Source organism: uncultured Chitinophaga sp. (genome assembly GCF_937898475.1).
Lineage (GTDB): Bacteria > Bacteroidota > Bacteroidia > Chitinophagales > Chitinophagaceae > Chitinophaga.
This window is the reverse complement of record NZ_CALEJS010000042.1, coordinates 232,323-248,210: the sequence shown is the minus strand read 5'-3', so window position 1 is coordinate 248,210 and position 15,888 is coordinate 232,323. Positions and strand designations below refer to the sequence as shown.

General features: G+C 51.2%; 17 protein-coding genes. 9 read left to right on the top strand and 8 right to left on the bottom strand.

The window, feature by feature from the left end:
• Nucleotides 1-381: 381 nt before the first annotated feature.
• The 4 genes from Q0577_RS26670 to Q0577_RS26655 all read left to right on the top strand — a co-directional run bounded on the left by Q0577_RS26670 (nucleotide 382) and on the right by Q0577_RS26655 (nucleotide 5,498).
• Nucleotides 382-882: a T9SS type A sorting domain-containing protein gene (locus Q0577_RS26670; RefSeq protein WP_298741851.1), complete on the top strand. Its 501-nt coding sequence runs from the start codon at nucleotides 382-384 to the stop codon at nucleotides 880-882.
• A gap of 10 nt (nucleotides 883-892) precedes the next feature.
• Complete coding sequence (gene porV, locus Q0577_RS26665) at nucleotides 893-2,041, top strand: type IX secretion system outer membrane channel protein PorV (protein WP_298741849.1); 1,149 nt, start codon at nucleotides 893-895, stop codon at nucleotides 2,039-2,041.
• A 91-nt stretch (nucleotides 2,042-2,132) separates the two neighbouring features.
• A complete protein-coding gene (locus Q0577_RS26660) occupies nucleotides 2,133-2,492 on the top strand; it encodes a hypothetical protein (RefSeq protein WP_298741847.1) in 360 nt (119 codons plus the stop codon).
• Between the two features lie 12 nt (nucleotides 2,493-2,504).
• Nucleotides 2,505-5,498, top strand: coding sequence for a hypothetical protein (locus tag Q0577_RS26655; protein WP_298741845.1), 2,994 nt, complete (start codon nucleotides 2,505-2,507; stop codon nucleotides 5,496-5,498).
• A 197-nt stretch (nucleotides 5,499-5,695) separates the two neighbouring features.
• Here the strand turns inward: Q0577_RS26655 and rpsG are convergent, their stop codons facing one another.
• From rpsG to Q0577_RS26635, 4 genes are all read right to left on the bottom strand, one after another.
• Nucleotides 5,696-6,163, bottom strand: a complete 468-nt coding sequence (gene rpsG, locus Q0577_RS26650) for a 30S ribosomal protein S7 (protein ID WP_298741843.1) — start codon at nucleotides 6,161-6,163, stop codon at nucleotides 5,696-5,698.
• Between the two features lie 31 nt (nucleotides 6,164-6,194).
• Nucleotides 6,195-6,575, bottom strand: a complete 381-nt coding sequence (gene rpsL, locus Q0577_RS26645; RefSeq protein WP_089918361.1) for a 30S ribosomal protein S12 — start codon at nucleotides 6,573-6,575, stop codon at nucleotides 6,195-6,197.
• Between the two features lie 151 nt (nucleotides 6,576-6,726).
• On the bottom strand, nucleotides 6,727-7,011 hold the full coding sequence (locus Q0577_RS26640; protein WP_298741835.1) for a hypothetical protein: 285 nt from the start codon (nucleotides 7,009-7,011) through the stop codon (nucleotides 6,727-6,729).
• Nucleotides 7,012-7,222: 211 nt separating this feature from the next.
• Complete coding sequence (locus Q0577_RS26635) at nucleotides 7,223-8,332, bottom strand: branched-chain amino acid aminotransferase (RefSeq protein WP_298741833.1); 1,110 nt, start codon at nucleotides 8,330-8,332, stop codon at nucleotides 7,223-7,225.
• 90 nt (nucleotides 8,333-8,422) lie between these two features.
• Here Q0577_RS26635 and Q0577_RS26630 point away from each other — a divergent pair, with 90 nt between their 5' ends.
• From Q0577_RS26630 to Q0577_RS26615, 4 genes are read left to right on the top strand one after another with little or no spacing between them, the layout of a single operon-like run.
• Nucleotides 8,423-8,917: a hypothetical protein gene (locus Q0577_RS26630; protein ID WP_298741832.1), complete on the top strand. Its 495-nt coding sequence runs from the start codon at nucleotides 8,423-8,425 to the stop codon at nucleotides 8,915-8,917.
• Nucleotides 8,918-8,920: 3 nt separating this feature from the next.
• Nucleotides 8,921-9,508: an RdgB/HAM1 family non-canonical purine NTP pyrophosphatase gene (rdgB, locus tag Q0577_RS26625; protein ID WP_298741830.1), complete on the top strand. Its 588-nt coding sequence runs from the start codon at nucleotides 8,921-8,923 to the stop codon at nucleotides 9,506-9,508.
• Between the two features lie 32 nt (nucleotides 9,509-9,540).
• The gene (locus Q0577_RS26620) at nucleotides 9,541-9,969 is read left to right on the top strand and encodes a thioesterase family protein (RefSeq protein WP_298741828.1); all 429 of its coding nucleotides are present in this window, start codon (nucleotides 9,541-9,543) and stop codon (nucleotides 9,967-9,969) included.
• Between the two features lie 19 nt (nucleotides 9,970-9,988).
• Nucleotides 9,989-10,564: a nitroreductase gene (locus tag Q0577_RS26615; protein ID WP_298741826.1), complete on the top strand. Its 576-nt coding sequence runs from the start codon at nucleotides 9,989-9,991 to the stop codon at nucleotides 10,562-10,564.
• Here Q0577_RS26615 and Q0577_RS26610 read toward each other — a convergent pair whose 3' ends face one another.
• From Q0577_RS26610 to Q0577_RS26595, 4 genes are all read right to left on the bottom strand, one after another.
• Nucleotides 10,565-11,446 (bottom strand): glycerophosphodiester phosphodiesterase, encoded by an 882-nt coding sequence (locus tag Q0577_RS26610; RefSeq protein ID WP_298741824.1) that lies wholly within the window; start codon nucleotides 11,444-11,446, stop codon nucleotides 10,565-10,567.
• 86 nt (nucleotides 11,447-11,532) lie between these two features.
• Entirely contained in the window at nucleotides 11,533-12,105 is a 573-nt protein-coding gene (locus Q0577_RS26605) for a glycerol-3-phosphate dehydrogenase C-terminal domain-containing protein (protein ID WP_298741823.1), read from the bottom strand.
• 108 nt (nucleotides 12,106-12,213) lie between these two features.
• The gene (locus Q0577_RS26600; RefSeq protein WP_298741821.1) at nucleotides 12,214-12,729 is read right to left on the bottom strand and encodes an FAD-dependent oxidoreductase; all 516 of its coding nucleotides are present in this window, start codon (nucleotides 12,727-12,729) and stop codon (nucleotides 12,214-12,216) included.
• Nucleotides 12,730-12,791: 62 nt separating this feature from the next.
• Nucleotides 12,792-13,094 (bottom strand): FAD-dependent oxidoreductase, encoded by a 303-nt coding sequence (locus tag Q0577_RS26595; protein WP_298741819.1) that lies wholly within the window; start codon nucleotides 13,092-13,094, stop codon nucleotides 12,792-12,794.
• Between the two features lie 256 nt (nucleotides 13,095-13,350).
• On the opposite strand from Q0577_RS26595, the gene Q0577_RS26590 reads away from it, so the two are divergent.
• Entirely contained in the window at nucleotides 13,351-15,885 is a 2,535-nt protein-coding gene (locus tag Q0577_RS26590; protein ID WP_298741817.1) for a mechanosensitive ion channel domain-containing protein, read from the top strand.
• Nucleotides 15,886-15,888 lie beyond the last annotated feature (3 nt).

Sequence of the window (15,888 nt, the reverse complement as noted above, 5' to 3'; positions counted from 1 at the left end):
CAATACGGATTAATAAATTGAATTATAAGTAATAATGTCAAAACCACATATAGCATTCATCCTACCAACTACAGCCCGATTTTAACCAAACAGGAAGTAGCGGTTGACCGCCTGCCGTAATTAAATAATTTTTGTTTCGTGTTTCCCCAGCGTTTGCAGAGTACGATACGTATACCCTTTTACTTCACCACCTCAAACTGCTATTGCATGATAAAACTGAACACACCTATGTAATGCTATTTATATAACGGCAGCCGTTCGGCTTCCGATAGTATCCACTTTATTTTTTTATGGTACACCTAATGCCCAGGGCCGTCAGGCGCTTTGAGGGGCATAGCCTTGTTTTTGTCATCATCAAACTACTTCATAAAACATAACTACATGAAATTGATCTACTTATTATGCGCAATCACCTTCATGAGCCTGTTATGGTCACTTACCGCCCGGGCACAACTGGTGCTCCAAAGGCAGGTGACGGCTAGTACAGGGGGCAGTGGCCTTATCGGCAACATCCTGATCCAGTATACAGTTGGCGAACCGGCCATCAGTACCCTGGGCGGGGGCAGCCTGATGCTGACCGAAGGCTTTCAGCAGCCGGAATTGCCTCCTTTAACACCCGGCGAAGACGCCATCAAAAACTATATACTGTACCCCAACCCTGCTTCTGTTACAGTGAAGGTACAGTTTGACCTGCTCACGCAAACCTCCGTGCTTTTCAGGCTGATCAACGCCGCCGGTCAGATGATGTACCAGCAGTTCCAGCACTACGGGCCCGGACAAGTGATCATTCCCATCCCGGTAAACCGTTTCCCCGCAGGCATTTACACCGTTATGCTGAACATTAACGGGAAAGTATACTTCGAAAAACTGATCATTCAATAAACAGCTCACTATGCAATACCGATTTACTCTACTACCTGCCTGCCTGCTCTTAGCGGCGTTACCGCTGGCGGCGCAGAAAACGCAGGAAAAGCCGGTGAACGCAGGGGCTTCTTTCCTGCTTATTAATCCGGACGCCCGCAGCGGCGCCCTCGGCGATGCAGTAACCGGGCTGGAGCCGGACGCCAATGACCTCTTTGGCAACGCAGCCAAGATCGTGTTTGCCGGCGACTGGGGACTCAGCGCATCATATTCACCCTGGATGTGGGAAGTAAACAACCATAAGACTCATATGGGCCATATGGCCGCCTTCAAAAACTTCAATGAAAATGAAGGGGTGGGCGCCTCCCTAAAGTATTTCAACCACGGCAATGTTACTTTCCGGGATGAAAATGGCATAATGCTGCAGCAGTACCGCGCCATTGAATACGCCATTGACGCCGCATATGCCCGTAAACTGGGCCAGCATTTCTCCCTGGCCGTAGCTGCCCGTTACATCCGCAGCCAGCTGGGACAGGGCACCTATAACGGCCTGCAGCAGCAACCTGCTTCCGCTATAGCCGGCGACGTTAGCCTGTACTACCAGAACAAGGCAGACAACCTGGATTTTGGCAACCGTTATTGCTGGGGCATCAGCTTTACCAACATTGGTTCAAAGCTGCAGTATACGGACGATAACAACCGCAAAACCTTCCTGCCCATGAACCTGCGCATCGGCGGCGGCTATTCCTTTGTCAATACCAGCGAGCACCAGTTCACAGTGCTGGCAGACATCAACAAACTGCTGGCGCCCACACCGCCCATCTACCAGGTGGATCAGAACGGCCAGCCCACCGATGTCATAGAGAAAGGAAAAGATCCCAACCGTGGTGTGGCATCTGCCCTTTTCAGCTCCTTCACCGATGCCCCCGGCGGCTTTGGAGAAGAGCTGCGGGAGCTTACCATTGCGGCAGGCCTGGAATATACTTACCAGCACCAGTTCTTTGTACGCGCCGGCTACTTTCACGAGAACCCCAACAAGGGGTATCGTCAGCATTTCAGCACCGGCCTGGGGGTAAGGATCAATTTCCTTGAACTGGATGTCGCCTACCTGATGCCTACTTCGGGCATCTGGCAGCGTAATACGTTCAAATTCTCACTGGTATATACCCGTCCGAAATAGTCTGAAGCCGATGTTCCATATAGCTCATAGCAGGGCTTATGTGATCGCCGGCCAGCATGATTTTCTAATCATCAAACTCAAATCAAACTATATGAAAAGGAGCTTCACTAGTGCTACCCTTACCCTGATCCTTATGATGGCGTTCTGTGTGGGCGCCAGTGCGCAAAGCCAGCGCACCAGGGATAAGCTGTTCCCTAATTTCCAGCAGGATCTTTCTTCCCAGAAAATGGAAGTGAAGGCAGATCCGCGTGCTACGGCCACCTCAACCAGGAGCCTGATATTCACTAATTACCAGCCGGGCGCCACTAACGCCGGCAGCCTTCGCAGGGTGGCTCCCCGCTCCGCAACAACGGCCGGCAGACAGCCATTGCCTTCCGATATCCCGGTAAGCGAGGCCGCTGCCAAAGCACCGCCTGTAAAGATCCAGAAGGCGCCAGTTCCCCAACAATAAAATCCGATACACATGCAAAAACTATTTATACTTACTATACTTTTATTTATGTGCCTGACCGGCAGCGTGCAGGCCCAAAGCGGGTTAAACGGCATTAATTACCAGGCGGTAGCCCGTAATGCGAGCGGCACCCTTTTATCTAACCAGTCGCTCAATGTGCGTATATCCATACTGGGAGGCGCTGCCAACGGACCGGTACAATACCAGGAAACGCACAGTGTTACCACCAACCAGCTGGGACTCTTCACCCTGCAGATCGGTAACGGTACCCCGGTAACCGGCACCTTTGCCGCTGTTCCCTGGGGCAACGCTAACCAATACCTGAAGGTTGAAGCTGCAGCAGGCGGTGGCAGCTTTGAAACGCTGGGCACTACCCCGCTGAAAAGCGTTCCCTTCGCCTTATACGCCGCTAACGGCAGCCCCGGCCCCCAGGGTCCAGCCGGACCAGCGGGGCCTGTAGGACCAGCCGGACCCGCTGGAGCGACCGGACCAGCTGGGCCTGCAGGACCGGAAGGACCAGCCGGTGATCCGGGATTGCCCGGACCGCAAGGCTTACCCGGTGCGGTAGGCGCTCCGGGCCCAACAGGGGCCCAGGGACCAGCTGGGCCTGCAGGACCCATAGGACCCGCCGGAACAGTTGGACCAGCAGGGCCAGCAGGACCTGCGGGACCAGCTGGACCAGCAGGTCCGGCAGGTCCTGCCGGACCTCAGGGACCAGCTGGCAGCATCAACAGCGCACCTGCGGGGGGCGACCTGGCAGGCACTTATCCTGATCCCACCGTGGCCAAGATTCAAACTGTACCAGTATCCGGCACAACACCGGCAGCCGGACAGGTACTGAAATTTGATGGTGTTAACTGGACCCCGGCTGCTGATAATACCGGTGGCGGCGGTGGCGGTTTTACCCTGCCCTACAGCGCTATTGAAAATAATGCGGCCACCCTCTTCAGCATTACCAATAATGGCGATGGTACTTCCCTGGAAGGGGTGAACAACACCAACACTTCCAATATTGCAGCCATCCGCGGCATTGTTTCTTCCGCAGGTCCGGGCGGCTTTTCCGCGGGCGTAAGAGGCATCAATAATGGCACCGGCGGCCTGGGCGTGGGTGTTTATGGCTCACAGGCAGGCAGCGGATGGGGCGTATACGGCGTTACGCCCAATGGCCTGGGCGTATATGGAAATGCCAGCGCAAACGGTTATGGCGTATATGCCAACAGTAATACCGGTACGGGATTAAATGCTACTTCCAACAACGGTGTAGCTGCCAACTTTTCCATCTATAACAATGCGAACAACAATAATGTAATAGTGGCCAATACGGTAGGTAACGGAACGGTTGTCAATGTCAGCACTATCGGCGGTGGCACCGGTATACGAAGCAGTGCGACTTCAGGCTTTGGCGTTCACGGTACTACCACCGCGCAAACCTCTGCAGGTATAGTGGGCGATAATAATGGCAACGGCGAAGCCGTGGTAGGTCGCACCACGAGCGATATTGCCGGCGCAGTAGTAGGCCGCAATGATGGCGGTGGTTACGGCGTACGTGGTTTTGTGGCCACCAATACCAGCGGCACCGGTATCGGGGTGTTGGGGCAGGTAGGATTAAATAACAGCACCGGGCGTGCCGGGCGTTTCGAGAACTTCAACGCCACCAACACAGCCGGCAATACCCTGGAGGTAGAAACCAGCGGCAACGGTAATATTCCCGACAACACCCAGGGCAATGCGGCCTCTTTCCTGGTCAATAATACCAACAGCGTGGCGGCAGGAGTAAGAAGCGAGGTAAAAACTATCTTCGCCAACTTCGGCGCTGCGGCCATTTTCGGAACATCCTCCGGTTCAGGCGGCTTTGCAGGGCTGTTCCACTCGTCTAACACCAACGGCAACACCGCTACGCTGGTATCCATCCAAGATGGTAATGGCAATGCCTTTACCGCTAACGCCAGTAAAGATGGCAATGCCATAGAGGCAAATGTTGACGGGGCAGGTAATTCCCTGTATGCCTGGGTGCCCAACTTTTCAACAGGCCGTGCCGGGCGCTTTCATATTTTTAATAAGACCAGTACGAGCGATGCAGTCACGGTTACCACCGAGGGGAATGGCATTGCAGGCAATTTTAAGGTAGATAACGTAACCGGTACAAAGGCGGCGGTAAGAGGCGAGGTAAATTCCCAGTTTTCCAACTTCGGTACAGCCGGCATCTATGGCGTTTCTTCTGGTACGGGTGGCTATGGTGGTTTGTTCCATGCCTCCAACCCCGCGGGTAACGGTCCGGCGCTGATTGCCATTGCAGATGGTAACGGCAATGGTGTTACCGCTAATGCGAGCAATACCGGCGACGGTGTGGAAACCACCGCAGATGGTACCGGTAGTGCGATCTACGCCTGGACACCCAACTTCAGCCAGGGAAGGGCCGCCCGTTTTGTGAATTATAACACCTCCAATACCAACCCGGTGCTCACCGTTGAACAGCATAGTAATGGCAGTATCGCCGTATTCAGGTCAGGTAATCCCGGCTCAGTGAATGTTGCCAGGATCAATGCCGCCGGCAGGGGTTTCTTTAATGGCGGTACCCAGAGCAGCGGCGCAGACGTGGCAGAAGCCTTTGATGTGAGCGGCTCCATCAGCCAGTATGAACCGGGCGATGTACTGGTGATTGCTGTGGATGCAGACCGTACAGTAGAAAGATCAGCTGAAGCTTACTCTACCCTGGTGGCCGGTGTGTATGCTACTCGGCCCGGCGTGCTGCTAACAGAAGAACACATTGAAACAGACCTTTCAGATAAAGTGCCGATGGGTGTGATCGGGGTGATACCTACCAAGGTATGCGCTGAGAACGGCGCCATCCGCAGAGGCGACCTGCTGGTGACCTCCAGTGTGCCGGGTCATGCCATGAAAGCGGATCCGGACAAGGTAAGGCCGGGTCAGATCATTGGTAAGGCCCTGGAAAGCTTTGAAGGGCAGGGAAAAGGAAAAATTAAAGTACTGGTGAACGTGAAATAGGCCCCGGGCAATTGCCCGCTGGGCGGAAGGCAGCAGGGCCGGGATGTGATACACATCCCGGCCCTGCTGTTTATGTCTTAAGCCTGTTTCCGTGGTCATTAGCTGGAATGCCGCTTATACAAAAAAGCAGAAAGCACGCGGTATGTTCCTGCATGCTTTCTGCCGTATATATCTTAAATACGTTTGTGAGCGTATTACTATACCCTGAAGTGGGAGAATGCCTTGTTGGCTTCAGCCATACGGTGGGTATCTTCTTTCTTCTTGAAAGCAGCACCTTCACCTTTGCTGGCAGCTACGATCTCGTTAGCCAGTTTCTCAGCCATGCTCTTACCATTCCTTTCACCAGCGTAACGTACCAGCCATTTAATACTCAATGACACTTTCCTGTCTGCACGTACCTCAGAAGGGATCTGGAAGGTAGCACCACCGATACGGCGGCTTCTAACTTCTACAGCAGGGGTAACGTTATTCAACGCTTTCCTCCACACCTCGTAACCGTTTTCGCCGGTTATCTGGCTTACCTTATCTATAGCGTCATAGAATATTTTGTAGGCAATGCTCTTCTTTCCTTGCTCCATTACGTTATTCACGAAACGGGTCACCAGCTTATCGTTGAACCGGGGATCCGGAGCCAATGGTAATTTTTTAGCAGCTTGCTTTCTCATTTATCTGAAAAATTTCACTTGAAGATTAAAATTATTTCTTAGCCTTTTCCTTTTTGGTACCATACTTGGAACGGCTCTGTTTCCTGTCCTTCACACCGGCAGTATCCAGGGAACCGCGTACTATATGATAACGTACACCCGGCAGATCCTTTACCCTACCACCACGGATCAATACGATAGAGTGCTCCTGCAGGTTATGACCCTCACCGGGTATATATGCGATCACCTCTATTTTATTGGTCAGCTTCACTTTAGCCACCTTACGGAGGGCAGAGTTAGGTTTCTTAGGCGTGGTAGTGTAAACACGGGTGCATACACCACGGCGCTGGGGGCAGCTATCTAATGCCCTGGACTTTGATTTAGCCCGGATAATTTCTCTTCCTTTTCTTACTAATTGTTGTATAGTAGGCATTCTTAACCTATTTTTTATGCTGTCGGTTTATAATGACATTCCAAAGTCCAAAACAGGATTTTGGGAGGGCAAAGGTAAAACGAACTCAATTAAATTCCAAATCCAATCATCTAAATCCCAAAATAAATTCAACATCCGGCGGGATCTACACTTACAAGAGGGCGGTTACCAGCTGTTCCCATTCCTCTTCCAGGGTGCTGAACGGCATACTTTTACCTGCCCTCGAGTACCAGTAGGCGGCATTGGAGCGGTCGCCTTCCTTGCGGTGCAGGTAGGCATGTATCCAAGAGCCGGTACCATTTTCGATATCCTGCGCAATGTCATGCGCCCTGTCCCAGTTACCCTTACCATCCCACCACATGGCCTGCAGAGGGGCAGAAAGGCCCTCCGGCGGAGCCGGGTTCCCGAGCGTGGCTTTAAAGGCGGAGATCGTCATGGGTCAAAATTAATAATTAATAAATAAAACAGGCCATTTCACAAGGAAACAGCCCGTTTCATAATATAACACAACTAAAAGAATTAAAAATCAATAATTAAAATTAGAATGCCAGAAACACCCAAATATTTAATATGTTATCAATCTCTAAATAATTTCTTCCCATCTAAACATGCTTTCAGGCCCCTCTGCAATTATTAATTATTCATTACTAATTAATAACGAAGTTCCACCCCCTGGCATCTTGAGCCTTCCCGGTGCGGATGGCGTCCAAACGTTTGATGACCTCAGCGCCAACGTCGTAGTGGGAGGGGTCCAGCCGGATGGAGTGCTCTTTGTAGTCCAGCTGCTCGACGTAGGCTACGCTGGCAGCGGTACCGGTCCCGAACACTTCGCGCAGGGTGCCGTCTTTCCAGGCAACAACGATCTCGTCTATGGACACTGGGCGTTCTTCTACGGTGAGGCCCATATCTTCCAGCAGGGTCATTACGCTGGCGCGGGTAACACCGGCCAGGATGGTGCCCTGGGTAAGATCAGGCGTGAGCGCCTTATTGCCAATAATAGTAAATACGTTCATTGTGCCACACTCCTGCAGGTATTTGTGCTCCATACCGTCTACCCACAATATCTGGTCAAACCCCTGTTTGCGGGCCTGCATGGTGGGATACATGGCCCCGCCGTAATTGCCTGCAGCTTTGGCGTATCCAACACCACCGGGGAAGGCACGGATAAATTTATCCTGTACCAGCAGCTTGATCGGCTTGTTGAAATAAGCGCCGGACGGAGAGTTGATGATCACGAACTTATATGTTTCAGAAGGACGGACCCCGATAAACTCATCTGCTGCGATCATGAACGGGCGCAGGTAAAGGGAGCATCCTTCACCGGTGGGTATCCAGTCGCGGTCCAGGCTGATCAGCCGGGCCATGCCGCCAATGAACAGCCATTCCGGAACAGATGGCATGCCCATCCTTTCTGCAGAAAGGTTGAAACGGTTATAATTATCATAAGGGCGGAAGATCATTGGACGGCCTTCCTGGTCCTTATAGGCCTTGATTCCCTCAAAAATGGCCTGCCCGTAATGCCAGGCAGCGTTGGAAGGGCTTATAGACAGGTTCTGAAAAGGCAGTATCTGGGCGTCATGCCAATCCCTACCGTCAAAATCAGCTACCAGCATATGGTCTGCATATTTCTTCCCGAACACCAGGTTATTGAAATCCACCTCACCAATACGGCTCTGCGTGGTTTTGCTAACCTTGATCCGCTTTGCAGCTTCTTCCATTGCCGGAGCATTTACGCCTTTATAATCTACTACCATCATGGTTAATCAATTTTATCTCAATATTTTTACGCAAATAAACTGATTTTTCCCCAAGCGGGAATGATCACATGAATACTTAAACCAATATTTATGTCTTTTGATCAACTGCAGCTGGACCCGTACTTACTGGCCAGGATATATAATCAGCCTATCATTCCCGGGAAAAGCGCCCCTGTTGTAAAGGAGCAGAAGCCGCTGCCGAAAATCAAATATTTAGGAGAAAATCAAAAAAACATCGCTCTATTCATACAAAATGAAAACAGTGCTTACTTAAATGATGAATTATTCAACCTGCTTACAAATATTTTAAATGCCTGTAAACTGGGCATGCAGGATGTAGCACTGGTGAATACGGCTCAGGTCCCCAACACACCACTCGCCATGTGGCAACAGGCCGTCAATATGCGGAAATGCGTGGTATTCGGCATCACACCGGCCAGTCTTGGACTAGAGCCCCTGCCTGAATACCAGGTGCATAGTGTGGGCGGCATACAGCTGCTGTTTTCCCACCCGCTGGAAATGATTGCTGCAGACAAATTGCTGAAAGGAAAACTCTGGAACGGATTAAAACAACTATTCTTATAACACATGCAACTGGTATTTGCCACTAACAACGAGAACAAGGTAAAGGAAATGCGGTCTTTGCTAGGCAATCACTTTGAGATCATCACCCTGCAGGAAGCCGGTATCGATATAGATATTCCCGAACCGCATGATACACTGGAGGAAAATGCCAGGGAAAAATCATCCGTTATTTATAAGATGACAGGACAGGACTGCTTTTCTGAAGATACCGGGCTGGAAGTAATGGCATTAGGCGGCGCCCCCGGCGTGCTCTCTGCCAGGTATGCAGGCGAACAGAAATCTGCAGCGGATAACATCGTAAAAGTATTACAGGAACTGAAAGATAAGACAGACCGCAGCGCACGTTTCCGCACCGTGATCTCCCTGATCATTGACGGAAAGGAACTGCAGTTTGAAGGCGTTTGCCCGGGCCGCATTCTTGAACAGCCACAGGGCAGTGAAGGATTCGGCTACGATCCCATATTTGTACCCGATGGCGCCGACCGCAGTTTTGCAGAAATGGGCCTGGCAGAAAAGAATACATACAGCCACCGCGCCCGCGCTTTTGAAGGCCTGATCACTTACCTGAAAGAACAGGGTGAACAGCACTGATCACGTGATTACACGTAACCTGAAATAAAATAATGGCAAGAATAAAATTAACATTACCGGCAGCATTCGGATTTAAGACACAGATACCTGTACGTATACAGGATCTTAACTACGGCAACCATGTAGGCAACGACGCCATTCTTTCCATTATGCATGAAGCACGGATGCAATACCTGCAAGCCGCCGGACTAAAAGAATTACCGGAGCAGGGCCCGGGCCTGATCATGTCTGATGTAGCGATAGTATATAAAGGAGAAGGTTTTCACGGTGATATATTCGACGTGGAGATTAGCGCCGATGAATACACCTCTTCAGGCTTTGACCTTTATTACCGCATTACCGCACATCGCGGCGATGCCATCCTGCCCATTGCAGAAGCCAAAACAGGCATGGTATGCTTTGACTATCAGCAACGTAAAGTAAGCCGTTTGCCGGAAGCCTGGAAAACACAACTGGCATAAAGAATAAAAACAACAAACAATGGATCAGCATTTAGAACAAATCATCAAAAACAGGCGTACGGTAAAGCCTACCGGTATGAACGGCAAAAAGATACCGGACGATATTATCAGGCAGTTACTGTCGCTGGCCGATTGGGCGCCTACGCACGGATATACAGAACCCTGGTACTTTGTAGTATACAGTGGAGATGCTGTAAAGCAATTCTGCGCAGATCATGCAACGCTGTATAAGAACAATACACCAGCCGCCCAGTTTATTCCGGGCAACTACGAAAAGCTGCAGCACCAGGGCGACCTGGCCTCTCATATCATTGCTATCTGTCTGAAACGGGGCGACAATCCCAAAATTCCGGAGATAGAAGAGATTGCCGCAGTTTCCTGCGCCGTACAAAACATGTGGCTGGGCGCCACAGCACTTGGCCTGGCCGCTTACTGGGGCTCCGGCGGCATGACCTATACTCCTGCCATGCAGGATTATTTAGGCCTACGCGACCAGGATAAAGTACTGGGATTCTTCTACCTGGGCTATGCCGATGGCGGCATTCCTGAAGGCAGAAGGATCAAACCGCTGACAGAAAAAATAAAATGGATCTAATCAGAAAAGATCAGGATAATCTGTAATGATGCCGTCTACTCCCAATGCTTTCAGCTGAGCTATTTCTTCAGCAGTGTTGGGAGTCCACGGGATCAGTTTAAGGCCTTTCTCTTTGCAGCTTTGCACCAGCTGCGCATTCACTAGTTTATAGTGCGGACTGTATATAAAAGGGGTAAAACCCAGTACAGCCAGGTTGCTGTCCAGGCCCTGCTTATCCTCTCCTACCAGGTAACTTGTTTTTATATCAGGATATTTTCTGTGCAGCACCTGTAAGGTTCTTTTATCAAAAGACTGTATCACTACCCTGCTGGTGATCTTCTTCTCTTCCAGTACGGCTACCAGCAGGTCTACAAATTCTTCAGGAGCCGGTTGCCATTCACCGTCATGCCCTTCTGCTGATTTGGTTTCGATATTATACCGCGGGAGGTCTGCACTTTTTAAAGCAGCATATTGCTCTACTGTATCTATCACTTCAGACAGCAAAGGTTTGTACGCTTTAATACGCTGCTGCCGTGGAAAACCAGGATTGCCTTTGGAGCCTACATCAAACTTACGGATCTCAGCATAATCCATTTTATAAAGCACATACCGCGGCTCATCTTCTTTCGTAAAATCCCTGCCTTCGGGTGTCAGAGAGAAGCGGTGATTGAGGTAGGCATCATGAGACAATATTACCTGTTTGTCTTTTGTAATGACCACGTCCATCTCCAGGGTGGTAACACCCAGGTCTATTGCCTTCTTCATAGCGGGAATAGTATTCTCAGGCATGAGGCCCCTGCAGCCGCGGTGGCCTTCTTTGTCAAATACCGGGAACGTGTCCTGCGCTTTCATATCCTGAATGGATAACAGTAAAACTCCTGCGAGTAAGAATAATTTCGTCATAATCTTAAAAATAGTGTCTGGTCTTTAGTTATGCGCCCCTGGTATGGGAAGTAACGTAATGTTAATATGCTTCGCTACCGGAGCTTTCAGCTTAGTAAATATGATTTAGCCAGCGCCGTAAAGCTTTCCAGCTGCCGTTGTTCCCAGCTGCTGTCCTGCTGCAATTCCCGGGCCATAATAGCAGCTATCACGGGCGCTATGCGCAGGGCTTCGCGTGCATAGAGGAACAGCGCGCGTGTACGGCGCGCCAGAAAGTCTTCTACATGGCAAGCCATTTCATGCCGCACGCCCCATATCACCTGTGCCCTGCGGATATGCAGGGAAGTGCTGAGCGCTTCCTGCAAAACAGGTTGGGCGGAGATGAGGTCGCGGATGGCGGCTGCATCACTGCCGTAAAAGTACCAGGGATCGTTCCAGTCTGCCTGCCCCGCGCCATGCAGTGGCATATCATGGGTAACGGATGTGGTGCGTGTCCGGCCGAGGGCTTTTTCCATCTGCCGTATAACGTCTTCGGCCATACGACGATAAGTAGCCCATTTTCCGCCGATAATAGTCACCAGTCCTGATGCCGCCACCATGATCTTATCATTGCGGGATATCTCCCTTGTCTGCTGTCCTGCTTCTTCGGGAGTAGCCAGGGGCCGTAAGCCTGCCCACACGCTTAGTACATCCGTTCTTTTGGGACGGCGCTGCAGGTATTCCCCGGCTGTATTCAGTATAAAGCTGATCTCCTGTTCCAGGGCATGGGGGTTCCAGGGTGATATGGTTCACGGGGTATCGGTGGTACCCGCTACCACTTTATTGTGCCAGGGCACCACGAAAAGCACGCGTCCTTCGCTGGTGCAGGGTATCATAAGGGCGCAATGACCGGGCAGAAAGGAAGCGTCCAGCACGAGGTGCACCCCCTGGCTGGCGACCACTGATTTGCGGGCGCCCGGACTGTCCATCTGCAGGATATCGTCTGTAAACACGCCGGTAGCATTGATCACGGCGCGGGCATCTACCCGGATAGGCATCCCGCCAATGGTATCTACTGCGCGGATACCGGTGATACGGCCCTGGGCGTCTTTACAGAGGGCTGTTACCCTTACATAGTTCAGGGCGGCACCACCTTTCTCGCAGATGGTTTGCGCCAGGTTGACGGCCAGCCGGCTATCGTCAAACTGTCCGTCGTGATACAGTACCCCGCCCTTCAGGTGCTGTGTCGACAGGGTGGGCAGCCGCTCCAGAGTTTCCCTGCGGGAGATATACTGCGAGCGCCCCAGGCTGAGGCGGCCGGCCATACGGTCATACAGTTTAAGTCCGACTGTGTATTTGAGCGACTGCCACCAACTGAAAACGGGGATCACGAAAGACAGGTTCCTGACCAGGTGCGGGCATTCCGGAGCAGGCGGCCGCGTTCAATACTGGCCTCTCTTACCAGGGCAACATCGCCCTCAGCGAGGTAGCGCACGCCACCATGTACCAGCTTGGTGCTTTTGCCGGAGGTAGATTTGGCAAAATCAGCCTGCTCCAGCAGCAGGGTACGATAACCACGGGTAACGGCCTTCAGGGCGGCGCCCAAACCGGTGGCCCCTCCCCCGATCACGACCACATCCCAGGACTGGGTGTGCTGCTGGATATTTGCGATGACGGCTTCCCTTTTCATGCTATGCGGCTCACAATGAATGAATTTAATCAATAAACACAGGAATTCCCAACGATACTATTTCAGCAAAAACAGCAGGGAATATGGATACAGCAAGGATAAAGCATGGAGAAGGTAGTTAAAATGCTATCAGTACGCCCCTGCTGATACTATTTTAACATAATGCCACGGCAAACGATATCACAAGGAGAACCATGGTGAAGACTGTTAAATGGTATTAAAGCATTAAATTGCTATGGTAATCATTTAGTTAACCATGCACAAAACTGTCTTTAGGAAGCTCCGGCCTTTGATAGCCTGGTGTTGCTGGATGTTGCTGCTGGCGGGCAACGCTTCCAGCCAGTCAAAAAAGGAGCCCCAGCAAGCATCACCGGATAAAGACAGCGTTAACACCAGCAGGGATATTTCCCGGTTTGCCAAAGACACCAGTAAGTCAAAAGCCTCTGATACCGCTACTGCGGTGATCATTAACCGCATAGAAGGTTATACTTTAATGCTGAATGAGCTGGGCAGCACATTGAAACAGGGATACGATACATCCGGTATTACGGAGCGGTTGCCACTGATAGATTCTTCCCTGCATGTGATCAAAGGCAATATTGCTGCACTGGGGGCCACCCCCAATATTCACGATCTGTTCACCAACAAGGTAATGCTGGTGCAGCTGCGGCGGATATTACAAACCTGGCAGAAAGGCCTGTTCCGTCATTACGAAGAGCTGGTAAGCATCAACGACACGCTGCAGCAGGTGAGAAAGGATACCACCATGCGCATGGTACCTGCCGAAGACGAGCTGCGGGATTTTTATGTAAGCCAGCTTACCAGCCTGATACTGAAGTTCAGGCAGATAGATAAAGCCAATAAGCAGTCGCTCCTGCAAATGGGCCTGCTGCAGAACGAGGTGGCCATGCGTTACATTGCTGTTACCAACCTGCTGGGAGATATGGAGTTTGCGATGGATAACTATAACCGCCGCATGTTTGCCAAAGACTATACCTATTTGTGGCAGCCAAAGAAGCAGGCTACAGAGCCCGGCTTTTTCACGGTATTGCGCAATTCTTTGTCAAAGAATATACGGGTACTCAGCATTTTCTTTGCCATGCAGTGGCCGATCATGATAGTATGGGTATTGCTGGGCGGTGTATTTGCTTTCTGGGTGCGCAACAATATACGCCGGGTACGCAATCATCATCCGGATACTGAAGCAGAGGCTATTCTGCAACATTCCCGCCTGCTGTACCGCTTTCCGGTGGCCAGTATGCTGGTGTTTATCTTCACAGTGTCTGGCCTGGTATCAGTACAGTATCCGGTGTTGTACCTGGAACTGAACTGGGTGGTGACGGTGGCGGCGCTCAGTTATATCCTGCATCATTTTATACCGCGGCATATTTTCCGCCACTGGCTTTTACTGGTGGCCGTCCTGTTTCTTTACTTCATCAACAATCTGACCATCCAGGCTACAAATGCTGAGCAGTGGGGACTTTTCTTTGCCACCACAGCATCCATTGTGCTGGGTATGCGCCTAATGAAGATCACGGGTCAAAGTACGCTGGCGCTGCCCAAATATTCCCGCGGGGTGCTGATCATCTTTATGCTGATGAGCGCTTTCTCCATGCTGCTGGTGATCAGCGGGCGTATGACCTCGGCCAAGATCATGGGTTCTACGGCCGCAATAGCGGTGACAATGGCAGTGAACCTGATGTTCCTTGCAGACCTGCTGATGGAATCTGTTTACCTGCAGGTGGAGGCCAACAAGAGTTCCAGCACCTTTATTTCCTTTATTGATTTTCAGAATATACAGGCACGGCTGAAAGTGCTGCTCTACCTGTTTGCCACCCTGGCCTGGATGATGCTGATTGCCCGCAATCTTTACATTTACGATAATATTTACGAGACGATTGCCCGCTTCCTGGACACTGAGCGCAGGATCGGTAATACCACCTTTACCTTTGGCAGTGTCATAGTATTTCTGCTGGTGATCTGGGTGTCTTCCGTTATTTCGCAGATGATCGCCTATATGTTTGGCGACCCGCAGAATACCGGCTCCGGTAAAAAGAACCGGCTGGGTTCTGCCATGCTGCTGGTAAGACTGGCAGTACTGGCAGTGGGCATTCTCCTGGCTTTTGCGGCCTCGGGCATCCCGATGGACAAACTGGCGATCGTAATTGGCGCACTGGGCGTAGGCATTGGTTTTGGTTTGCAGAATATTGTGAACAACCTGGTATCCGGTGTGATACTCGCATTTGAGAAACCAATAGAAGTAGGCGATGTAATAGAGATGGGCACACGTTCGGGTGTGGTGAAGGAGATAGGCATCCGCTCCAGCAAGATCTCTGCTTACGACGGATCTGAAGTGATTGTGCCGAATGGCGACCTGATATCGCAGCAGCTGATCAACTGGACATTGAGCAATCGCACACGCCGTGTAGAGTTGGTGATAAACGTGAATTACGGGGCCGATATAAAGACGGTGACGGAGATACTGAAGCAGGCGGTAGCGGGCAGGGAAGGCGTAATGGAAAACCCAGCACCGGTGGTGTTCCTTTTCCAGTTTGGCGATAACTCCATCAACTTCCGGGTGTTCTTCTGGTTAACTGACCTGGGACTGGCAGGACAGCTGCAGCATGATGTGCTGACGGCCATTTATGAGAATCTGCAAAAAGCAGGTATTGAGTTTCCTTATCCGCAGCGCGATCTGCACATCCGCTCCATTGACCCTGAAATACTGCAGCAATGGAAACCCGGCCAGCCGCCTGAAGGTAATACACATGCAGCGGATCCCACTACTTAGTAC